Annotated in this window: 20 protein-coding genes; 8 read left to right on the forward strand and 12 right to left on the reverse strand. The window is 64.3% G+C overall.

The genetic code is table 11. The features are described from left to right. Positions 1-31 precede the first annotated feature (31 nt). The 7 genes from AXZ77_RS18700 to ehuB all read right to left on the reverse strand — a co-directional run bounded on the left by AXZ77_RS18700 (position 32) and on the right by ehuB (position 6,136). The gene (locus tag AXZ77_RS18700) at positions 32-745 is read right to left on the reverse strand and encodes an aspartate/glutamate racemase family protein (RefSeq protein WP_098412303.1); all 714 of its coding nucleotides are present in this window, start codon (positions 743-745) and stop codon (positions 32-34) included. Then, the gene (locus AXZ77_RS18705) at positions 745-1,920 is read right to left on the reverse strand and encodes a Xaa-Pro peptidase family protein (RefSeq protein ID WP_098412304.1); all 1,176 of its coding nucleotides are present in this window, start codon (positions 1,918-1,920) and stop codon (positions 745-747) included. The genes AXZ77_RS18700 and AXZ77_RS18705 overlap by 1 nt, the downstream gene beginning before the upstream one ends. After that, positions 1,913-2,959: a pyridoxal-phosphate dependent enzyme gene (locus tag AXZ77_RS18710; RefSeq protein WP_098412305.1), complete on the reverse strand. Its 1,047-nt coding sequence runs from the start codon at positions 2,957-2,959 to the stop codon at positions 1,913-1,915. The genes AXZ77_RS18705 and AXZ77_RS18710 overlap by 8 nt, the downstream gene beginning before the upstream one ends. A 102-nt stretch (positions 2,960-3,061) precedes the next feature. After that, complete coding sequence (gene ehuA / locus AXZ77_RS18715; RefSeq protein WP_098412306.1) at positions 3,062-3,877, reverse strand: ectoine/hydroxyectoine ABC transporter ATP-binding protein EhuA; 816 nt, start codon at positions 3,875-3,877, stop codon at positions 3,062-3,064. Then, complete coding sequence (gene ehuD / locus AXZ77_RS18720) at positions 3,877-4,548, reverse strand: ectoine/hydroxyectoine ABC transporter permease subunit EhuD (protein ID WP_098412307.1); 672 nt, start codon at positions 4,546-4,548, stop codon at positions 3,877-3,879. Before ehuD ends, ehuA begins: the two co-directional genes overlap by 1 nt. A 3-nt stretch (positions 4,549-4,551) precedes the next feature. Beyond that, positions 4,552-5,217 (reverse strand): ectoine/hydroxyectoine ABC transporter permease subunit EhuC, encoded by a 666-nt coding sequence (gene ehuC / locus AXZ77_RS18725; RefSeq protein WP_098412308.1) that lies wholly within the window; start codon positions 5,215-5,217, stop codon positions 4,552-4,554. Between the two features lie 76 nt (positions 5,218-5,293). Then, complete coding sequence (gene ehuB, locus AXZ77_RS18730; protein WP_098412309.1) at positions 5,294-6,136, reverse strand: ectoine/hydroxyectoine ABC transporter substrate-binding protein EhuB; 843 nt, start codon at positions 6,134-6,136, stop codon at positions 5,294-5,296. Between the two features lie 411 nt (positions 6,137-6,547). Here ehuB and AXZ77_RS18735 point away from each other — a divergent pair, with 411 nt between their 5' ends. Beyond that, positions 6,548-7,252 (forward strand): GntR family transcriptional regulator, encoded by a 705-nt coding sequence (locus tag AXZ77_RS18735; protein ID WP_098412310.1) that lies wholly within the window; start codon positions 6,548-6,550, stop codon positions 7,250-7,252. A 170-nt stretch (positions 7,253-7,422) separates the two neighbouring features. Next, complete coding sequence (locus AXZ77_RS18740; protein ID WP_176536081.1) at positions 7,423-9,321, forward strand: glycoside hydrolase family 15 protein; 1,899 nt, start codon at positions 7,423-7,425, stop codon at positions 9,319-9,321. A 96-nt stretch (positions 9,322-9,417) separates the two neighbouring features. Here AXZ77_RS18740 and AXZ77_RS18745 read toward each other — a convergent pair whose 3' ends face one another. Then, positions 9,418-10,215, reverse strand: coding sequence for a response regulator (locus AXZ77_RS18745; protein ID WP_098412312.1), 798 nt, complete (start codon positions 10,213-10,215; stop codon positions 9,418-9,420). A gap of 97 nt (positions 10,216-10,312) precedes the next feature. On the opposite strand from AXZ77_RS18745, the gene AXZ77_RS18750 reads away from it, so the two are divergent. From AXZ77_RS18750 to AXZ77_RS18765, 4 genes are all read left to right on the forward strand, one after another. Beyond that, the gene (locus AXZ77_RS18750) at positions 10,313-10,459 is read left to right on the forward strand and encodes a NepR family anti-sigma factor (protein WP_098412618.1); all 147 of its coding nucleotides are present in this window, start codon (positions 10,313-10,315) and stop codon (positions 10,457-10,459) included. Continuing rightward, on the forward strand, positions 10,456-11,046 hold the full coding sequence (locus AXZ77_RS18755) for an RNA polymerase sigma factor (RefSeq protein ID WP_098412313.1): 591 nt from the start codon (positions 10,456-10,458) through the stop codon (positions 11,044-11,046). Before AXZ77_RS18750 ends, AXZ77_RS18755 begins: the two co-directional genes overlap by 4 nt. Next, complete coding sequence (locus AXZ77_RS18760) at positions 11,043-12,893, forward strand: sensor histidine kinase (protein ID WP_098412314.1); 1,851 nt, start codon at positions 11,043-11,045, stop codon at positions 12,891-12,893. Before AXZ77_RS18755 ends, AXZ77_RS18760 begins: the two co-directional genes overlap by 4 nt. Before the next feature lie 64 nt (positions 12,894-12,957). Further along, positions 12,958-14,529: a phospholipase D family protein gene (locus tag AXZ77_RS18765; RefSeq protein ID WP_098412315.1), complete on the forward strand. Its 1,572-nt coding sequence runs from the start codon at positions 12,958-12,960 to the stop codon at positions 14,527-14,529. 42 nt (positions 14,530-14,571) lie between these two features. Here AXZ77_RS18765 and AXZ77_RS18770 read toward each other — a convergent pair whose 3' ends face one another. After that, the gene (locus tag AXZ77_RS18770; RefSeq protein WP_098412316.1) at positions 14,572-15,633 is read right to left on the reverse strand and encodes an AI-2E family transporter; all 1,062 of its coding nucleotides are present in this window, start codon (positions 15,631-15,633) and stop codon (positions 14,572-14,574) included. 158 nt (positions 15,634-15,791) lie between these two features. On the opposite strand from AXZ77_RS18770, the gene AXZ77_RS18775 reads away from it, so the two are divergent. Beyond that, positions 15,792-15,989 (forward strand): CsbD family protein, encoded by a 198-nt coding sequence (locus AXZ77_RS18775; protein WP_098412317.1) that lies wholly within the window; start codon positions 15,792-15,794, stop codon positions 15,987-15,989. 163 nt (positions 15,990-16,152) lie between these two features. On the opposite strand, the gene AXZ77_RS18780 is transcribed toward AXZ77_RS18775, so the two are convergent. The 3 genes from AXZ77_RS18780 to AXZ77_RS18790 all read right to left on the reverse strand — a co-directional run bounded on the left by AXZ77_RS18780 (position 16,153) and on the right by AXZ77_RS18790 (position 18,044). Next, complete coding sequence (locus tag AXZ77_RS18780; protein WP_098412318.1) at positions 16,153-17,325, reverse strand: hypothetical protein; 1,173 nt, start codon at positions 17,323-17,325, stop codon at positions 16,153-16,155. Then, complete coding sequence (locus AXZ77_RS18785; protein ID WP_098412319.1) at positions 17,322-17,741, reverse strand: phage holin family protein; 420 nt, start codon at positions 17,739-17,741, stop codon at positions 17,322-17,324. The genes AXZ77_RS18780 and AXZ77_RS18785 overlap by 4 nt, the downstream gene beginning before the upstream one ends. A 108-nt stretch (positions 17,742-17,849) precedes the next feature. Next, the gene (locus AXZ77_RS18790; RefSeq protein WP_098412320.1) at positions 17,850-18,044 is read right to left on the reverse strand and encodes a PLD nuclease N-terminal domain-containing protein; all 195 of its coding nucleotides are present in this window, start codon (positions 18,042-18,044) and stop codon (positions 17,850-17,852) included. Between the two features lie 177 nt (positions 18,045-18,221). On the opposite strand from AXZ77_RS18790, the gene AXZ77_RS18795 reads away from it, so the two are divergent. Beyond that, positions 18,222-18,395, forward strand: coding sequence for a DUF1328 domain-containing protein (locus AXZ77_RS18795; RefSeq protein WP_075776656.1), 174 nt, complete (start codon positions 18,222-18,224; stop codon positions 18,393-18,395). Positions 18,396-18,447: the final 52 nt, after the last annotated feature.

Here is an 18,447-nt window from a genome sequence, read left to right on the forward strand (position 1 = left end):
ACCTTACAAGGCGCCCCGACGGGCGCCTTGTTCACTCCGGCACGCCCAGCCCCGCAAGCTTGCGCATATGCCAGGCCAGCGCCTGGTTCGAGCTGAGCACCGGCATCCCGAGCTCCGCTTTCAGTTCCGGCAAAATCCGCCGCGTCCGCAGGTTGGTGCAGGACAGGAAAATCCCGTCCAGCTTGGCCTGCCCCGCAAGGCTCCGCGCGGCCGCCGCGATCGAGGCCGGATCGATCCGCGCGACCCGCGCCTCCACTTCCTCGCCGAAAGACAGCGTCGCGGGCACGGTGATCCCTGCAGCGACGAAGGCCGCCCGCAAAGGCTCCGCGACCGAGGCGACATAGGGCGAGACGATCCCCACCCGCTCCAACCCGAGATCGGAGATCGCAGCCAGCGCGGCACTCAGCGGATCGGTCACATGCCGCGTCGTGACGCCCGCCATGACATTCGCCCGTACCTCGTCCGGCCCGATCAACGCCGCGCCCGAGGTGCAGCCATAGCCCACCACATCGAACTTCGCCGCAGGCGGCAGCAACGCCGCCGCGCCGCTCAAAGCGCGCTCCATCTCGGCGATGCTCGACGGGGTCAGGTCATCGCCCGAATGGACGCGCGTGACATGCATCCGCGCGTCGCCCGGCGGGATGTAGCGGCGGAATTCGTCCTCGATGGTCTCGTCCACACGTAGCACGATCAGCCCCATCGTGGGCGTGGCGTCGTCGCGAAGACGATAAGGGAAATCGGCCATCAGCTCAGCTCCGGCAGGGTTTCGGGGGCGCGCGGCGACAGCAGTTCCGCCCCGGTCGCGCGCAGGACGATGTTTTCCTCATGGACCAGCAGGCGGCGCGGACCCTGCGCAGTCTCGACCCACGCGCCGGGTTCCAGCGTCAGCACCATGCCCTCGCGCAGCTCCGTGTCGTCGCGCGGGGTGAAGGACGGCCATTCCGTCAGGGTGATCCCCAGCCCGTGGCCCAAGCGCCCGCCGCCTGCCGCGACACCGCGCGCCGCGAGCCCCTCGACCAGCAGACGATGCGCGTCGCGCGCCCGCATCCCGGGCCGCAGCTCGGCCATCACCGCCTCTGTCACCTCCCAGAGCGCGGCATGGGTGCGCCGCACCGGCTCCGACGCTGGCCCGACCGAGAAATTGCGGTCGAAATCGCAGAAATACCCGTCGCGCACCGCGCCGGTATCCAGCATCAGCACATCGCCCGCCTGAAGCGGCTCGGGCCCGGCGGGCGAGATCACATCGTCATAGCCCGATGGCCCCGCCGCCCCGGCGACATAGCTGACCCAGTCAGCCCCCTCCTCCAAAAGCGCCGATTGGAAGGCGCGGAAAATCCCGTCGAGCGGACGCCCCGGCCCCGCGAATTCCGGCACCCGCGCGAAGGCGCGACCCGCGATGGCGCAGACCGTGCGGATCTTCTCGATCTCCGCCGCGCTCTTGATCTCGCGCACCCGCTGGATCGCGGCGGTGCCGTCGATGAAGCGCCGCGGCGCGATACGCTCCCCGAGCCGCACGTAATCCGCCAGCGGCATCCGCAGCTGCGTCTCCAACCCCATCGGCACCCCGATCCGCGCGCTCTCGGGCAGCAGATCGCAGAGCGTCTCGGCAAGCAGGCTCACGCCGTCATCGTCGGGATCGGGCGCCTCCCAAGTGCGGACCTGCGTCATCCATGTGCGGCCCATAAGTTCCGCACCGATGGAGGGGATCACCGCGACCGGCGCACCGCTGGCCGGAACGATCACGAACCACGGACGCGCAGGGCTTTCCCAGAACCGGGTCAGAAAGCCCGTGACGTAGAAGATATCCGCAGCCGAGGTCAGGAACAGCGCATCCAGACCCCGTGCGCTCATCTCGGCCTGCAGGCGGCCGACGCGAGTGCGAAACTCCTCCGCCGGAAAGATGAGCGAGCGCTCAGCCATCTTCCGGGCCTTCGCTGAGGATCGCCAGCACGCGCGCCTCGGGGCCCAGCGACAGCCCGGCAAGCAGAGCCGCCAGCCCGGCCCCGCCCGAAGGCGTCGTGGCCAGCCCGTGTGCGGCGAGGATGTCGACGCCGGACTGCGCCTCGGCTTCGGTGATCGTGGCGAAGCGATCCGCGTCGCGCGACAGACCCGCCAGCGCCACCATCGAAGGCGTCTTGCAATCGAGCCGCCCCATCGCGGAAACCGGCCCTTCCGTGCTCACCAGATGCCCTGCGCGAATGCTCTCGATCAGCGCAGGCGCCGCATCGGGTTCGACCACGATGATCTCAGGCCCGTCGCCCCAAGCCAGCCGCGCATGCGCCGCGACCGCGGCCGCCAGACCACCGACCCCCGCCTGCAGCAGGATGTGGGTGGGCGGCGCGTCGATCTGCGCGACGGCCTCGGCGGCAAGCTGGGTGTAGCCCTCCATCACCCGCAGCGGCAGTTCGACATAGCCCTCCCACGAGCTGTCCGACAGAAGCGTCCAGCCATTCTCCGCGGCGGCCGTCTCGGCGGCCTCCATGCTCGCTTGATACTCCGCGCCAGCGCGCACGACCTCGGCCCCGCGTGCCTCCAACCGCGCGGCGAAGGCGGCAGGCACGGTCTCGGCCAGATAGATGATCGCGCGGGCCCCGAATATCCGCGCGCCTGCCGCGACCGAGAGGCCGTGATTGCCTGCGCTGGCCGCGACATAGGTCTCACCGGCGAGGGCCGTTTGCAGGTCGTCGCCCTCGGCGCGCGCCGCGGCCTCCCGGGCGATCGCATGGACCGCGCCCAGCGCCTTGAAGCTGCCCAGCCCCATGCGCTCGCGCTCGTCCTTGATCCAGACCTCGCCGACCCCGGCGCGCTCCGCAATCTCGGGCGCCGCGCGCAGCGGGGTCTCGTGATGTGCCGGACAGCGCGCAAGCAGGCTGGCCACGCCCGCCGCATCGGCAATTGGCATGACGCCGTCCGGGTCGAGCCCGTCGCCGCGCCAGGGATTGTCTATGATGATCGGCATATCGGACCCTCGCTGCGATGGAAGCAGGCCCATAAGGCAACGAGACGTCCGCGCACGCAATGACCTTTTCAGACAGGCCATTGCGCGACATCGTGAGGCGCGTCAGTCGGCCTCTTTCACCGCCGAGAGGAATTGCTGCGTGCGCTCTTTCTGCGGGTTGCCGAAGAGATCCTCGGGGGCGCCCTGCTCCTCGATCTTGCCGTCGTAGAAGAAGCAGACCCGATCCGAGATGTCCTTTGCGAAGCCCATCTGGTGCGTCACCATCAGCATCGTCAGATTGTATTTATCCACCAGCGACCGGATCACGTTGGTCACCTCGCCGATCACCTCGGGGTCGAGCGCGGAGGTCACCTCGTCGAACAGCATCACCTTGGGGCGCATCGCCAGCGCCCGCGCGATCGCCACGCGCTGCTGCTGACCGCCCGAGAGCCGCGAGGGGTGCTGGTCGCGCTTGTCGGACATGCCCACAAGCTCCAGCAGTTCCTCGGCCCGTTCGCGCGCCTCGGCCTTCTTCAGACCCAGCACCTGCACCGGGCCTTCCATGCAATTCTCCAGCGCGGTCATATGCGGGAAGAGATTGAAATGCTGGAAGCACATGCCGATCTGGCTGCGGGCCTTGCGCAGATATTTGCGGTCCGCGGGCACCAGCTTGCCGTTTTTCTCCATATGGGTCAGCGGCTTGCCGTCCACGTAGATCACGCCCTCGTTGATCGTCTCGAGCGTCATCAGCATCCGCAGCACGGTCGTCTTGCCCGAGCCGGACGGGCCGATGATCGTGACCATTTCCCCCTCGGCCACGTCGAGATCGAGCTGGTCGAGTACCACCAGATCGCCATAGCGCTTGGTGACTTTCAGGAACCGCACCATCGGCACGTCGTCGCCCGTCAGTTCGAGCGGATAGTTCGAAAGGTCTTCCATCATTTCAATCCGAGTTTACGCCGCACGCGATCCTCGAAGACGCGGATCAGGGCAGCGGTGGGAAGCGAGATGGCGAGGAAGATGATCCCCACCAGCGTATAGGGTTCGAGATAGCGATAGCTCGACGAGCCGATCGCATTCGCGGTGTGCATCAATTCGGCCACCCCGATCACCGAGAGCATCGGCGTGTCCTTGAAGATCCCCACGAGGTAATTGCCCATCCCCGCCAGCGCGGGCGGAATGGCCTGCGGGATCACGATCCGCCAATAGGTGTCGCGGGTCGACATGTTGAGCGCGGTGCAGGCCTCCCATTGGCCTTTCGGCACCGCGTCGAGACCGCCGCGATAGACCTCCGACAGGTAGGCCGAATAGTGCAGGCCGATCGCGATCATGCCCGCCGTCCACGGCCCCAGCTTCAGGCCGAATTGCGGACCGACGTAATAGACGAAGAAGATCTGCAGGATCAGCGGCGTCGAGCGGATGAACTCGATGAACTCGCGCACCGTTTTCGTCAGCACCCAGTAGGGCGTGCGTTGGGCGAGCGCGAAGATCATGCCCAGCACCACCGCGATCGCATAGCCGAAGCCCGCAGCCATCAGCGTGTTGAGCGTCGCATGCAGCAGCTTGGGCAGGATTTCCCAGGTGAATTCCCAGTTCCAGTTGAACCCCATGGATCAGGCCCTCCCCAGCTTGCGCCGCATGACCAGCTCAAGCCAGCGCATGAACGGCGTCACGATGAAGCGCGCGAAGACGTAGTAGATGATCAGCGCCGTCCCGAAGGTCTGCGCGGACAGGAAGGTGGAGCCGTTGATCTGCTTCGCCTCGAACATCAGGTCCGACACGGAGATCAGCGCGACCAGCGCGGTGTTCTTCAGCAATTCGATCAGCAGGTTGCCCCACGGCGGCAGCATGTTGACGAAAGCCTGCGGCAGGATGATCCGCCACATCCGCTTGATCGGGCTCAGTGACAGCGCATAGGCCGCCTCCCACTGCCCTTTCGGCACGGATTGGATGCCGCCGCGCACCAGCTCGGCGCCGTAGGCCCCGAGGTTCATCCCCACCGCGACGAAACCCGCGGTGAATTTCGGCAGCGTCAGCCCGAACAGCGGCAGCACGAAGAAGATCCAGTACAGCTGGACCAGCAGCGAGGTGCCGCGAAAAATCTCGATATAGACGACGGCGATGCCCCGGATCAGCCCGTTGCGCGAGAGCTTCATCAGCCCGGCAACGAGCGCGATGGCGATCGCCAGGGCGGACGCTAGGAAAAACTGGCCCGCCGTTACGAGCGTCCCGTCCCAGAAACGTGGCCCGTATTCTTTGAAAAATTCTATGTAACTCATTCCCGTCCCGCCCCGGCGGTGAATGTCAAAATGGACGGGCCATGTGCTGGCCCGTCCATGTCTTCAGCAGCTGCGCTTAGCGCATCTTGCAGACTTCTGCGGCGGTCTTGTCGCCCGGCAGGTTGCCTTTCGAGTAGCCGTACTCGCCGACCGCTTTCATCATCGCGTCCGAACCGAGATACTTCTTCTGGGCTTCGTTGAACTTGTCGACGAAGTCCTGATCCGCCTTGCGGAAGCCGATGCCGACCCAGTTCTGGGTCCATTCCGGAAGCTGGCTCACATCCGACACTTCAACCGTACCGTCCGATTGCTTGGCGAGGTTCTGCGCGGTGAAATAGGTCACGCCACCTGCATCCGCGCGACCCGCTTTCACGGCGGCGAGGATTTCGGTCGGGCCCGGCACGGTCATCACGTCGCTATCCGGGATGCCGCCCTTGGCTGCGGATTCCACCTGGTTATAGCCCGCGCCCGTCACGAAGGTCGCGCCAGCCTTGGCGACCTGCTCGTAGTTGTTCAGGTTCTTCGGGTTGCCCTTCGGCACGATGAACGCATCGCCCACCTTCGCCATCGGCTCCGAGAATGCGACGTTCTGGCAACGCGAGTTGAGGATGTAGAGACCGCCCGTGACCATGTCGAAGCGGTTCGCGTTGAGGCCCGGGATCAGCCCGCCCCAATCGGTCACGACGGGGGTGATGTTGTCATAGCCCATCTCGTGGAGCACACCCAGAACATAGGCGTTCACGAAGCCCAGCGGCTTGTTGTCTTCGCCCGGATAGGCCCACGGAACTTCGTTCGCGAAGCCGATGCGGATCGGCTCGCCCGAGTTGATACGGTCCATCAGGGGTCCGGCCAGTGCGGCGGTCGCGCTCATCGCGAGGCCCATACCGGCAGCGGCGACAGATTTCCAAATCGATTTCATGCGTCTCTCCTGTTGGCTCTTGTTAACGGAAAGCCGAAAGCCTCCCGCGCTTGATGTACACAACACCTATGAGATTCCGGAGAGTGTCAAGCAGATCACATTGATTATACAGGGTTGCCAGACAGATATCGTGGGGTTGTGAAGTTCCCTGCGCAGATGTTGTGCACCAATATTGCCCAATATCGCAGCGTTGAACACGGAACGCTCATATCTCGCGCGCCCGTGCGGACCCAGTGCAGGCCCCGTACAGGCCATTTGCCGGCAACAGCCTCCGCATCGGGCCGATTGCTCCGCCTCCTCAGGCGCAATATGTGAAATCGAAATGCCTTTTGGGCCGTCGCCGCGAAGCAGATTGACCTGCGCGCCGCCGCCGCCGATCATGGCCTCCGCGCGAAGAGACAACAAAACCCGATGAACGAGATACCCCTGATCCCTCGGCAAACCAAACCGGAACGGCTGCGTGGCCGCGACCGCTTGGACCTCATCCATGCCGAAATTCGCGGCCGCATCTGCCTGCTCGACTACCCGCCCGGCATGCGCCTGTCGGAGACCGCGCTCGCTTCCGAATTTGGCATCTCGCGGACACCGCTGCGCCGGGTGCTGGCGCGGCTCGAGGATGACGGGATGCTGCGCTCGATGCATGGGGTCGGCACGTTCGTCACCGATGTCGATTACACCGAACTGGCTCAGGTCTTCCGGCTGCGGCGCGAACTCACGGTGCTGCAGACCACGCTCGACCCGGTGCCGCCAAGCGCCGCACTGATCGCGTCTTTCGTCAAGCTGCAGGAACGCGGCCGCGCCCTTGCCGATGCGCCCACGGCCCGCGCTTTCGCCGAGCTGGACCGCGATACCTTCCTCGGTCTGCTGGACCTGACTGCGAATGCGCCGCTGAGGGAAATGTCGGAGGCGCTGTATTTCCGCACGGCCCGGATCTGGCTGCAGCAGGTCACCGCCTCGCAGATCGACCTGATGCAGGAGATCGAGATCTACAATGACGAGCTGCGCGACATCCTGCGCGCCTTGCGGCTCGGCGATCTCGACGCGCTCGGCCATATGCGGCGCGGCCATATCTCGATGGGCTTCGCGCGGATGCCCGTCCTGATCAAAGCGCCCTAACGGACGAGGGGGCTGCGGGCCCCGCGACCGGGTTTGCACCACGCGCGGCTCTCGAACGCACACGGTTTGTTCAAGGAACTGCGGCGCGGCGGGTCCGTTCGATCACTGAGAGGGATGTGATTGTCTCCGGGAGGCAGCGCCCGGAGGCGCCGACGAAGGACATGCATTTCATGACCGAGTTCACCGATCCCGCCTCCGACCGCCCCGCGAAGACCACGCCCGATCCGGACAGCCCGCCGCTGCGCTTTCTCGAAGGGCGGCGCGGCTATCTCCCGATTGGCGATTACGCGGTGATCGGGGATACGCGCACGGCGGCGCTGGTGGCCCGCGACGGCGCGATCGACTGGCTCTGCGGCCCCGATTTCGACGGCGATCCGCTGTTCGGTCGGTTGCTCGACCAGTTTCGCGGCGGGACCTTCTACGTCGGGCCGGTGCCGTATGCGGACCACCCGACCGCCGCCGAGCGCGCCTATGAAGACCACGGCCCGATCCTGACCACGACCCACCCGACCAAAGCCGGGCGGCTCAAGGTCACCGACTTCATGAACCTCCCGGACTCGCTCGAAGAAGCGGCGAGCTTCGGGCGCTCCGTCGTGCGGCTGATCGAAGCGCAGGACGCCGACGCAGAAGTCGAAATCTGCATCGCCCCGCGTTGCGACTACGCGCTGAGCACGCCCGATTTCATCCGGCGCGGCCCGGGCAGCTGGCAATTCACGCAAGACGGCGACATCGTCCTGATCGACAGCTCCATAGAGCTGGAAATCGAAGGCTCGGGCCGGCTGAACGGGCGCGGCACGCTCGCCGCCGGAGAGGAAGGCTACGTCACCCTCACCATCACCCAAGGCGGTCACGGCCATGTCGGCGGGATGGATGCGGCCCGCGCCGCGCTCGCCGCCACCCGCGAGGCATGGCGCAAGCGGCAGTCGCAGACGGATTTCGGCGACGGGCCTTTCTCCGGGCCGCTCAAACGCTCGCTGATGGCGCTGCAACTGCTGATCCACGCCCCCACCGGCGCCGTGATCGCCGCGCCCACGATGGGCCTGCCGGAGGTGATCGGCGGCATCCGCAACTACGACTATCGCTATTGCTGGCTGCGCGACGCTTATTTCGTGCTGCATGCCTTTCTCGATCAGGGTCTGACCGGAGAGGCCGACGCATTCTTCCGCTGGCTGATGGCGGCCACCCGCGAAACCGCGCCGGAGCTGGGCACGCTCTACACGGTGCAGGGCGACAGCGACGTCTTGCTGCACAGGCTGCAGACGGTCGAGGGCTATCGCCGCTCGGCCCCGGTGCAATTGGGCAACGGCGCTGCGACACAGCTGCAACTCGACGCCTATGGCTCGATGATCATGGCCGCGCGCGCCTATGTCGACGCGGGTGGCGAGTTGCATCCCGGCGAAGGCATCCGGCTTGCGAATTTCGCCGATGTCGTGGTCTCGCAATGGACCCGGCCCGATAACGGGATCTGGGAAATGCCCGACCCGCGCCGCCATCACACCTATTCCAAGGCGATGTGCTGGGGCGCGCTGAACGCGGTGATCGCGCTGGTCGAGCGCGGCGTGATCGAGGCCGACACAAAGCTTTGGAGAGCCGAGCGCGCCGCGATCGAGGCGCTTATCCGGGACGCGGCATGGAATGAGAAGATCGGCGCCTTCACCGGCGCGATCGGCGAGGATTGGCTCGATGCGAGCGTCCTGCTGATGCCGCGCATCGGGGTGATCGCAGCGGACGATCCGAAGATGACCGCGACCTATACGGCGATCCGCGAGCGGCTTGGATCGGGCGTCCATCTGCGGCGCTACGACGTGCAGGAGGATGGGCTTCCCGGCATCGAGGGGCATTTCAACGCCTGCGGTTTCTGGGCGGCGGATTACCTCGTGCGGGCCGGACGACTCGACGAGGCAAGGGCGCAGATCGAGGGGATGCTGAAAGCCACGACCGATCTCGGCCTGATGTCCGAGGAACACGACCCGGAGACCGGCGCTCAGCTGGGCAATTTCCCGCAAGGGCTGTCCCATGCCGGGATGATCGCGGCGATCAGCGCCTATTGTTCGGCCGTGAAGAGCTGATCGCCTTCAGAAAAAGCCGCACGCGGCCCGCATGTGAAAAAAGGCAGCCCCGATCCCCGGAGCCGCCTTTTTCATGTGTTTCGCGTGATCCCGCCGTTATGCCGCGAGCGTCTCCGTGGAGGAGAAGAACATTGCCTGGCTAACCGCCGATTGCACTTGGCTCTCGGTGTAGGGCTTGGTGATCAGGAAGGCAGGTTCAGGCCGCTCGCCGGTCAGCAGACGCTCCGGGAAGGCCGTGATGAAGACCACGGGCAGCTCGTTGCCGAACTGGCCGAGAATGTCGTTCACCGCGTCGATGCCCGAGGAATTATCCGCCAGCTGAATGTCGGCAAGGATCAGGTCGGGCTTGTCTGCGGAGGCAAGCTCCACCGCTTCGGTGCGGGTGCGGGCGATGCCGGTGATCTGGTGGCCCATATCCTCGACGATGGCACGAATATCCATCGCGATGATAGCCTCATCCTCGATGATCATCACTTTACCCGCGATGGAGGTTTCCATCTCGCGGATCGCGATGTCGATCAGTTCCTTCGCCTCGTCGGTTTCGACCTGCATGATCGTGCCGATTTCCTCGACGCGGAAACCCTCGATCGAGTGCAACAGAAGCGCCTCACGCGTGTTCGGCGTAAGCGTCGACATGTGATCCTGCGCGCGTGCCGACAGCCGGTTGTCCGGCTCGCCCAGCGGCGCACCGGCCGACGCCCAGACCAGATGGAAGGCGTGGAACAATGCGAGCTTCGGATCGTTGTTCTCGAAAGGCGAAGTGTCTTCGAGGATAGCCTCAAGCGTAGCCGCGGCGTATCTGTCGCCGCTGTCCTGGCTGCCGGTAAGGGCTCGGGCGTAACGCCGCAGATACGGCAGGTTGGCTCCGATGGTGCCGGCGATGTCTTCGGACATGAAAACCCCCTTTTGCGTTTTTTCGGGAACCAAACTCTCTGGCCCCGCGTTCGGTTCCATGCAAAGTGAGTGGGATCGAAACCGGATGTATAGTGATATGGCAGACGAAAAGCCTAAGTCCAGTATCAGGGACCAGATCAATCAGAACCTGAAGAGGGTTTATGAGGAGGCGCTTCAAGAAGAAGTGCCGGATCGGTTCAAGGATTTGCTGGCGCAACTCAAGGCGAAGGAGGGCGAAAAATGACTTCGTCCTCCAAAGCCAACTCGTCTACCGAAGCGCGCGATCCGCGTGAGGAACTGCCCGATCATCTCGGGGCCCTGCGCGCCTTCGCCCTGTCGCTGACCCGGAATTCGGCCTCCGCCGACGACCTTGTGCAAGACACGATCGTCAAGGCGTGGTCGAATATCGAGAAATTCGAGCGCGGCACCAATCTGCGCGCATGGCTCTTCACGATCCTGCGCAACACCTTCTATTCGGACCGCCGCAAGCGCAAACGCGAGGTCGCCGACCCGGAAGGGATTCACGCCGCCTCGCTCTACGAGAAGCCTGCGCATGACGGACGTCTCGCGATGAACGATTTCGTCGAGGCCTTCGATCAGCTCAGCCCCGAACATCGCGAGGTTCTGACCCTCGTCGGCGCCTCGGGCTTCTCCTACGAGGAAGCCGCCGGCATGATGGGCGTCGCGGTCGGCACGGTGAAAAGTCGCGCCAACCGAGCCCGCGCCCGGCTTGCGGAAATGCTCGGGCTGGCGGAAGGTGAGGACATCCTGTCCGGTGAGGATCGAAATTCACTCGCCGTGATGGGCAAATCCGGAGTTGCCGCCGCATGAATTCGGAGGCCGCGGAAGCGGCAGACGACGAGCACTACAGCGATCACGCCCCGTTTCGAGCTAGGAAACGGGGCGTCATTCCGTTTTTCGACGGGCTCGGCGTGCGTCTGGCCTTCATGCTGGCCGTCGCGCTCTTTCCCCTTCTGATCATCGCCGTGCTGCAATCGACCTCGGTCGTTCGCGAAGCGCAGGCGCGCTCCGAGGCCGCCCTGATGGGCGAGACGATGCGCGCCGTCGCGGGGGAGACGCGGGTGATCCAGCACGCGCAGGACGCAGCCCGCGTCCTTGCCAGTACCGTCCAGCCGCTCGTGGGCAATGCCGAGGCCTGCTCGGACTGGATGCGGCAGATCTCGGGCGCTTTCCCCGAATTCTCGCTCGTCTCCTTCATCCCCGACAGCGGCAAGATGACCTGCTCGAACTCGGGGAAGAGCTACAACTTCAAAGGTCAGGACATCTTCGAGAAGATGATGACCGCGGATCGCACCAGCTTCTACGTCAATCGCGAAGCGCCGGTGTCGGGCACCTCGGTTCTGGGCGTGGCACATCCCGTCTACAACGCGGCGGGCGATCATATCGGGATCATCGCAATCTCGATGAGCCACTCTTCGCTTTCGCTGGCGAAAGACGGGCCGAAGCTCGCAGATGACCGGCCGCTGGTGATCATGACCTTCGACCGCGAAGGCACGATCCTGACGTCTTCGGACGGGCTGGCGAACACTCAGTCGCACCTGCCCGTGGATCGCTCTCTGAAACTGCTGGCGGGCAATGGCGCGGTGACCTTCTCGGGGGACTCCAATCGCGGCATCGAGCGGGTCTATTCCGTCGTCGAACTCGTCCCCGACCAACTCTACGCACTCGGCAGCTGGCCCGCACAGGCGGCCTCCGCGCTGAGCCCCTTCGCCGATATCTCGCCGGTGCTGTTCCCCGCGCTGATGTGGATGGCGAGCCTGCTGGTCGCCTATTTCGCGATGCAGAAACTGGTGATCGGCCATGTCCGCAAACTCTCGAGCGCGATCACCAGCTTCGCCACCGGCAGCCGGATCGTGGGCAATCTCAACCTGTCGACCGCCCCCTCGGAAATCCGCGATCTCGCCGAAGCCTATGACCGGATGACCGAGACCATCCTGCATGACGAGGCCGAGCTGGAAGACATGGTGCACCACAAGGAAGTGCTGCTCCGCGAGGTCCACCACCGGGTGAAGAACAACCTCCAGCTCATCGCCTCGATCATCAACATGCAGATGCGGCAGGCGCGCACGCCCGAAGCCAAGGGCCTGATGAAATCGCTGCAGGAGCGGGTGATCTCGCTCGCGACGATCCACCGCGGCCTTTACCAGACCTCCGGCCTCACCGATATCCGCGCGCAGGAGTTGCTGCCCGATATCGTGCGCCAGATCACCCGTCTCGCGACCGGGCCGGGCCGTCACATCGCGGTCGATTGCCAAATCGACGACATCCACCTGACGCCCGATCAGGCGGTGCCGCTTTCGCTTCTGCTGACCGAGGCGATGACCAACGCGATGAAATACGCCTCCGCCCGCGACGACAAACCGAAGCTCGACATCTCGCTGCGCAAGCTCGAAGGGATGCAGGCGCGGCTATGCGTGCGCAACACCGTCGATAAGGACGCGCCGCCGCTGGAGGCCGTGGACGGCACCGGGCTGGGCTCGCAACTGGTGAACGCCTTCGTGCAGCAGCTCTCCGGCACGATCGAGATCGAGACCAGTGATGAGGAGTATATGCTCAATGCCGACTTCACATTGCGCCCCCTCGTCGAGAGCGAATTGCGTCACGAAGAGCGCTTGAAATCTCAGAAGCCCGAAACAGTTTCTGAAGAGAGCCATTGAATGAGATACCTGCTGCCGCGGCGACGTCTGGTCACCCTCGCGGCCGTTAAGAAAAACGAGCCGCATGGAACGTCTTAAACAAGCCGGAGTTCACGCCGAGAGCCGCGTCAAACTGCTTTTGACAGCAGCCGAGGCTTACCCTGTGCTCGAAGACGCCTTCCTCGACGCGCGACACTCGATCCACGGCTCCTTCCGCGTCTTCGACCTCAATACGAAGCTGAAATCAAATCGCGGGCGCGCCATCGGCGCGACCTGGTTCGACCTAATCATCCAACTGCTCAAACGCGGCGTGGCGATGCAGATCGACCTGACCGATTTCGACCCCTGCGCCAAGCCAGAGCTGCACCGCATGACGTGGTCGTCGATCCGCATGTTCTGCGCCGCGCGCGAACTGGCCGGGCCGAACGCCAATCTGCGGCTGCGCGCGCTGATGCACCCGGCGCAATCGGGCATCCTGCCGCGCACGTTCTTCTGGCCCTATGTCTATTACAAGCTCGGCAACCATGCCGACTGGCTCAACGAGATGGACGAGGCCAAGCGGCTGACGGCGATGCGCGACATGCCGGGGCTGCGGGAATATCTCAAGGCCGGATCGGACAGCAAAATCTTCCGCAAATTCCGCGCGGCCCCGCCGAAACTCTTCCCGGCGACGCATCACCAGAAGCTCGCCGTGTTCGACGACAAGAAGCTCTATATCGGCGGGCTGGATCTCGACAATCGCCGCTTCGACACGCCCGTCCACGAGCGCAACGGCGAGAAGACCTGGCACGATGTGCAGCTGATGATGACCGGTCCGGTCGTCGCCGAGGCGAAGGCCCATCTGGAGACCTTCCACGAAAGCTGCGCCGGCGACAAACTCGCAAAACCGCCGCGCCGCCTGCTCCGCACGCTTTCGCAGCGGCGCAAATTCGCGACCTTCCGGATCGGGCCGAAGACTTACCGCACCGAGATCGAGAACGCGCATGAGATGCTGATCGCGCGCGCGCAGAAGCTGATCTACCTCGAAAGCCAGTTCTTCCGCTCGCGCAATCTCGCAAATCATCTGGCCCGCGCCGCGCGCGAGAACCCCAATCTCAACCTGATCCTGATGCTGCCCGCCGCGCCCGAGACGCTGATGATGGGAGACCGCCCGACCAGCGACGTGCGCTATGGCGAGTATCTTCAGGTCCGCGCGCTGGATACGATCCGGGAAGCCTTCGGCAGCCGCCTGTTCATCGGCTGCCCGGCGGAGCCGCGCATCGCCGATCCCGATGATGACGGGGCGATGCGCACCGGTGGCGCGCCGCTGATCTACGTCCATGCGAAAGTCTCGATCTTCGACGAGGATGCGGCGCTGATCACCTCGGCCAATCTCAACGGACGGTCGCTGCACTGGGACAGCGAGGCGGGCGTCTATCTGCGCCGCAATGACGGCATCCCGGCCATGCGCCGCCGCCTGATGCGCCATTGGCTGCCGCCCGCGCCGGAAGAGGCGTTCTTCGACCCGACGCGCGCGGTCTCGGCCTGGGCGGAGCTTGCCCGCGCGAATGCCACCAAAGCCCCCGAGGACCGGGACGGCTTCGTGCTCCCCTACGACATGACAGCCGCGCGCAGCATTGCGCGCAAGCTGCCCTTCATTCCCGAAGAGATGGTCTGATCCGCACCCGCGGCCAAGGGCCGCGCCGGATCAATTCGGTTTTCAGTTGGTTTCGAGCTTCTGCTCCGCCTCGGATTTCGGGTCCGGCAGGCTATCGGTCAGCACCAGCGCCCAGAGCAGCAGCGGAATCGCCACGATCCCGCCCAGCGGCCCCCAGAGCCAGATCCCGAAGGTCAGCGACAGGAAGACCAGAAGCGGATTGAGCCGCATCTGCCGCCCGATCGCGGCCGGGGTCACGAATTGCGCCTCGGTCGCGTTCAGCATCACGTAGATCAGCGGCGGCAGGATCACCCGGATCCCGTCGAAGGTCGCCACGCCTGCGAAAACCAGCGCAATGATCAGCGCCGCAGGGCCGAGATAGAGGATGTAGTTGATCAGGAAGGCCACCAGCCCCCAGAGCGGCGCATTCGGCAACCCGATCAGCTGCATCGCGACGCCCACCGCCAGCCCGAGACCGCCATTCACCACCGTGATCGTGAGGAAATAGCGCGACACCCGGGTCTCCGCCTTGCGCAGCCGCGCAGCGGTGGCGCCGCGGTTAGACGGTTCGGCAAGGTGCTTTGCGATCCAGTTGTAGATCTCGCCGCGCGAGAGCTGGAAGAAGAACAGCGCCCCGACATAGATCAGCCCTTGCGCGATAATAGCCGGGGCGAGCATGACGAGATCCTTGGCATCCGGCACGGCGCTCTTGTCGCCATTGCCGCCGCCATCCTTCGCAGCGTCCGCCGCCGGGGTGATCGCGTCGCTCACCTCCTTCGAGGCGTCCTGAATGCCTTGGAACATGTGGCGCATGTGAATGATGGTGGAGCGCATGTCGTCCATCACCTTCGGCGCCTGACGCATCAGCTCCGCAACCACGGGCTGGATCACCAGCACCAGCAGCACGGCGATCATCAGAGAGATGACGAGCGAGGTAAGTGCCCCCCAGACAGGCGACAGACCTCTTTTCTCCCATGCATCGGAAATCGGTGAAAGCACGATCCCCACGACGAGCGCGAGCACGACGGGGGCGAGCAAGCTTTCCACCTGGCTAAGCGCAGCCACGACAGCGATTACAGCGATCACAATCAAGGCGATGCGCGACAGGGTCTCCAGGCGATGCATTTCGAGAATGACTTCCCTCTTGGGTTTCGCGATCTAACGCCCTTGGGCGAGACCCAGTTCCCTTGTTTTTGCGCAGGCGTGCGCCGGAACATCGCTCCCGGCGAAACGTTGATGACAGACGCCTGAACCCGCGTCTTCATCTTGAAAGGAGTGACGCCATGAATTGGGATCAAATCAAAGGCAATTGGAAAGAGCTCAAGGGCAAGGCCCGCGAGACCTGGGGCGAGCTGACCGATGACGAGCTTGCAGAGGCCGAAGGCCATCGCGAACAGATGGTCGGCCTGATCCAGAAGAAATACGGCAAGACCAAAGAGGAAGCCGAGCGCGAAGTGGATACGTGGTCCAGCTCGATCTGATCGGCGATTTAGACCCTATTCCAGCATAAAACCGCATAAACCGGCGCCGCAGAGATCGCGGCGCCGGTTTTCTTTTGCAGCTGAGGATCACGCATCGCGCAAGCTGCCGCCCAAACAAAAAGGCCGGGCGCAATGCCCGGCCTTCTCAGAACTGGTCCACCGATCAGTGGGTGGTTTTCGAGGTCGTCGCAGATGCCGAACTGGTCGAGGAGGACGCCGAATGGTTCGCCTTCACTTTCTCGGCCGCCTCATGGGTCTTCGCCTCAGCCTTGGACGCGACCTCTTCGGCCTTGGCCTTCGCGGCATCCTTGGCCTCTTCGGCCCCGGCACGCACTTCGGCCTCGCCTTTCTGCAGCGACTCGCCGACATCACGCAGCGCGCGGTTGGCTTCCTGGGCAAGCTGGCGCGAGAGACGGTCGATCAGTTGCTCTCCGGCCGCCATCGCCTGATCGCCGAAATCACGTGCGGCGCTGCGGGCCTCTTCACCCGCCGAGCTCATCACCGACCGCGCGGTCCGCTTAAGCTCGTCGGTGAAATGATCGGCGGCCTTGCCCGCACGGCGCTTCTCGTCGCGGTAAAGACGCTCGGCCTCGTCAAACAGACGGTTCGCACGCGGACCAAAGCTGCGGCGGCTGACATTAACGTCCGGCTTGGGCACCGCGTTGAAGATCGCAGCACCGATGGCAAAGCCGATAGCGGCGGCGATCAGCGGGTGGTCCTTGACCATCTGCTTGCCGGTCGATCCGGCCTGAGTTGCGCCGTCCTGCAGGCGAATCCGGGCGGAATAGGCTCTTTCGCGGGCCCGGATCACACGGTCGCGCGCATCCTCATTAAGGTCGCTCAGACCCGAGGACAGCGTATCGCGCAGGTCGCTCGCGAATTTCTGCATCACCTCGGAGCGCTCCTTGACGAAGTCGCGCGCCTTGTCGGTCGAGCTACGCTGCTCGGCCTCGAGATCTTCGAGACGCACCGACGCATCGTGGCGCAGCGTGTCGATCTCGTCGATCCAGCCATCCGCGCCCGCTTCGCTCGGCATCACGAGCGGATCGGCATCGGCCACCAGGTTTTCTTCCTCTACGGTGGCCGAGTTGCGCTGGCGCAGCAGCAGCCACGCGATCCCGGCGCCTGCGAGGGCGAAAGCCACCGGGTTCTTGCGCACGGCCTGTTCGGCACTGCGCGCAGCCGGCGCGGCGTAGTCGCGCACGACTTGCGACACTTGTTCGGAGACATAGTCCGGGGCGATGCGCCCGGTCAGATCGCCGAGCGTCGATGCGAGATCGGCACGGTCCTGGCGCAGACGGTTCTCGATTTCCTCAATGGTTCTCTTCTCGGTCATTTGAAACTCTCCTTCAGCGCCTGCGCGTCAGCAGACAGGTTTTCCTTGAGACGGGTGGGCGGGCTCGACACTTTGCGCAGCTTCGCCGCGGCGATGAGCGCCGAGATGATGCCGAGGATCAGAAGCACCGCGCCGACGATAAGCGTGGCGGGCCCCCGATCGAGACCGGCCCATTCCAACCCGTAGATGGCGGATTGCGTGAGGGGGAAGATCGCACCAAGAGCGAAGACCAGAGCGATCGCACCGAGGATGACGGCATTGCGTGCGAGGCCGGCCCGGTGGGCAGCTTCGGCACGGACCAATTCCGCTTCGGTTCGTGCGATCTCGCGCGTTTGCTCGATCACGCGATTGAGCAAATCGCTCACCGTTCCGCGGCCTTCGTGGCCGTCAGGGTCCTCGGTATCGTGGTGACTCATCGACCTCTCCCAAACATGTCGCGACCTCTTGCCGCGTTTCTGTGGTTTCAACGCCGGTTGGGGATTGCGGTTCCGTCAGGGTCTCCGCACATCCCGCGCCGGATTTCGTCATTTCGCCGCGCGCGGCCCCGCCACCAGCCAGATCAGGAAGCCGATCAGCGGCAGGAAGAAGACCAGAAGCGCCCAGAGCACTTTCTTTCCGGTGCTGGAATTCGACCCGATGATCGAAACCAGCGCCCAGATATCGAGTGCGAGCAATACGATACCCCAGAAGCCGCCAAGGCCAGTCATATTCATTTCCATGTCCCCATCTCCCTTTTTCGTGAGGTTGTGAATCGCCGCCCAAACGCCGGAAAGCGCACGATGTTCCTCGAAAATGCTGACTCAGAGTAATGGAACTTTCGCCAAAATGGCACGTTTGGATGCCATGAAAGCGCAGCACTCAGCGCTAATGTACGCAACATCCGAAGGAGAATACCCATGCTTGGTTGGGCACTGACTTTTCTCGTTATTGCGCTGATTGCCGCGGCGCTCGGTTTTGGCGGCATCGCAGGCGCATCTGCCGGGATCGCACAGATCCTCTTCGTGGTCTTCCTGATCCTGTTCGTGGTGGCCATGGTCGCCCGGGCGGTAAAAGGCAAACCGCCGGTGTAAACGCGAAGACGCTAGGTCTATTTCAGGCCGCTCCTGTCCGGGGCGGCCTTTT

Origin of the sequence: Thioclava sp. ES.031 (assembly GCF_002563775.1) — a bacterium.
Lineage (GTDB): Bacteria > Pseudomonadota > Alphaproteobacteria > Rhodobacterales > Rhodobacteraceae > Thioclava.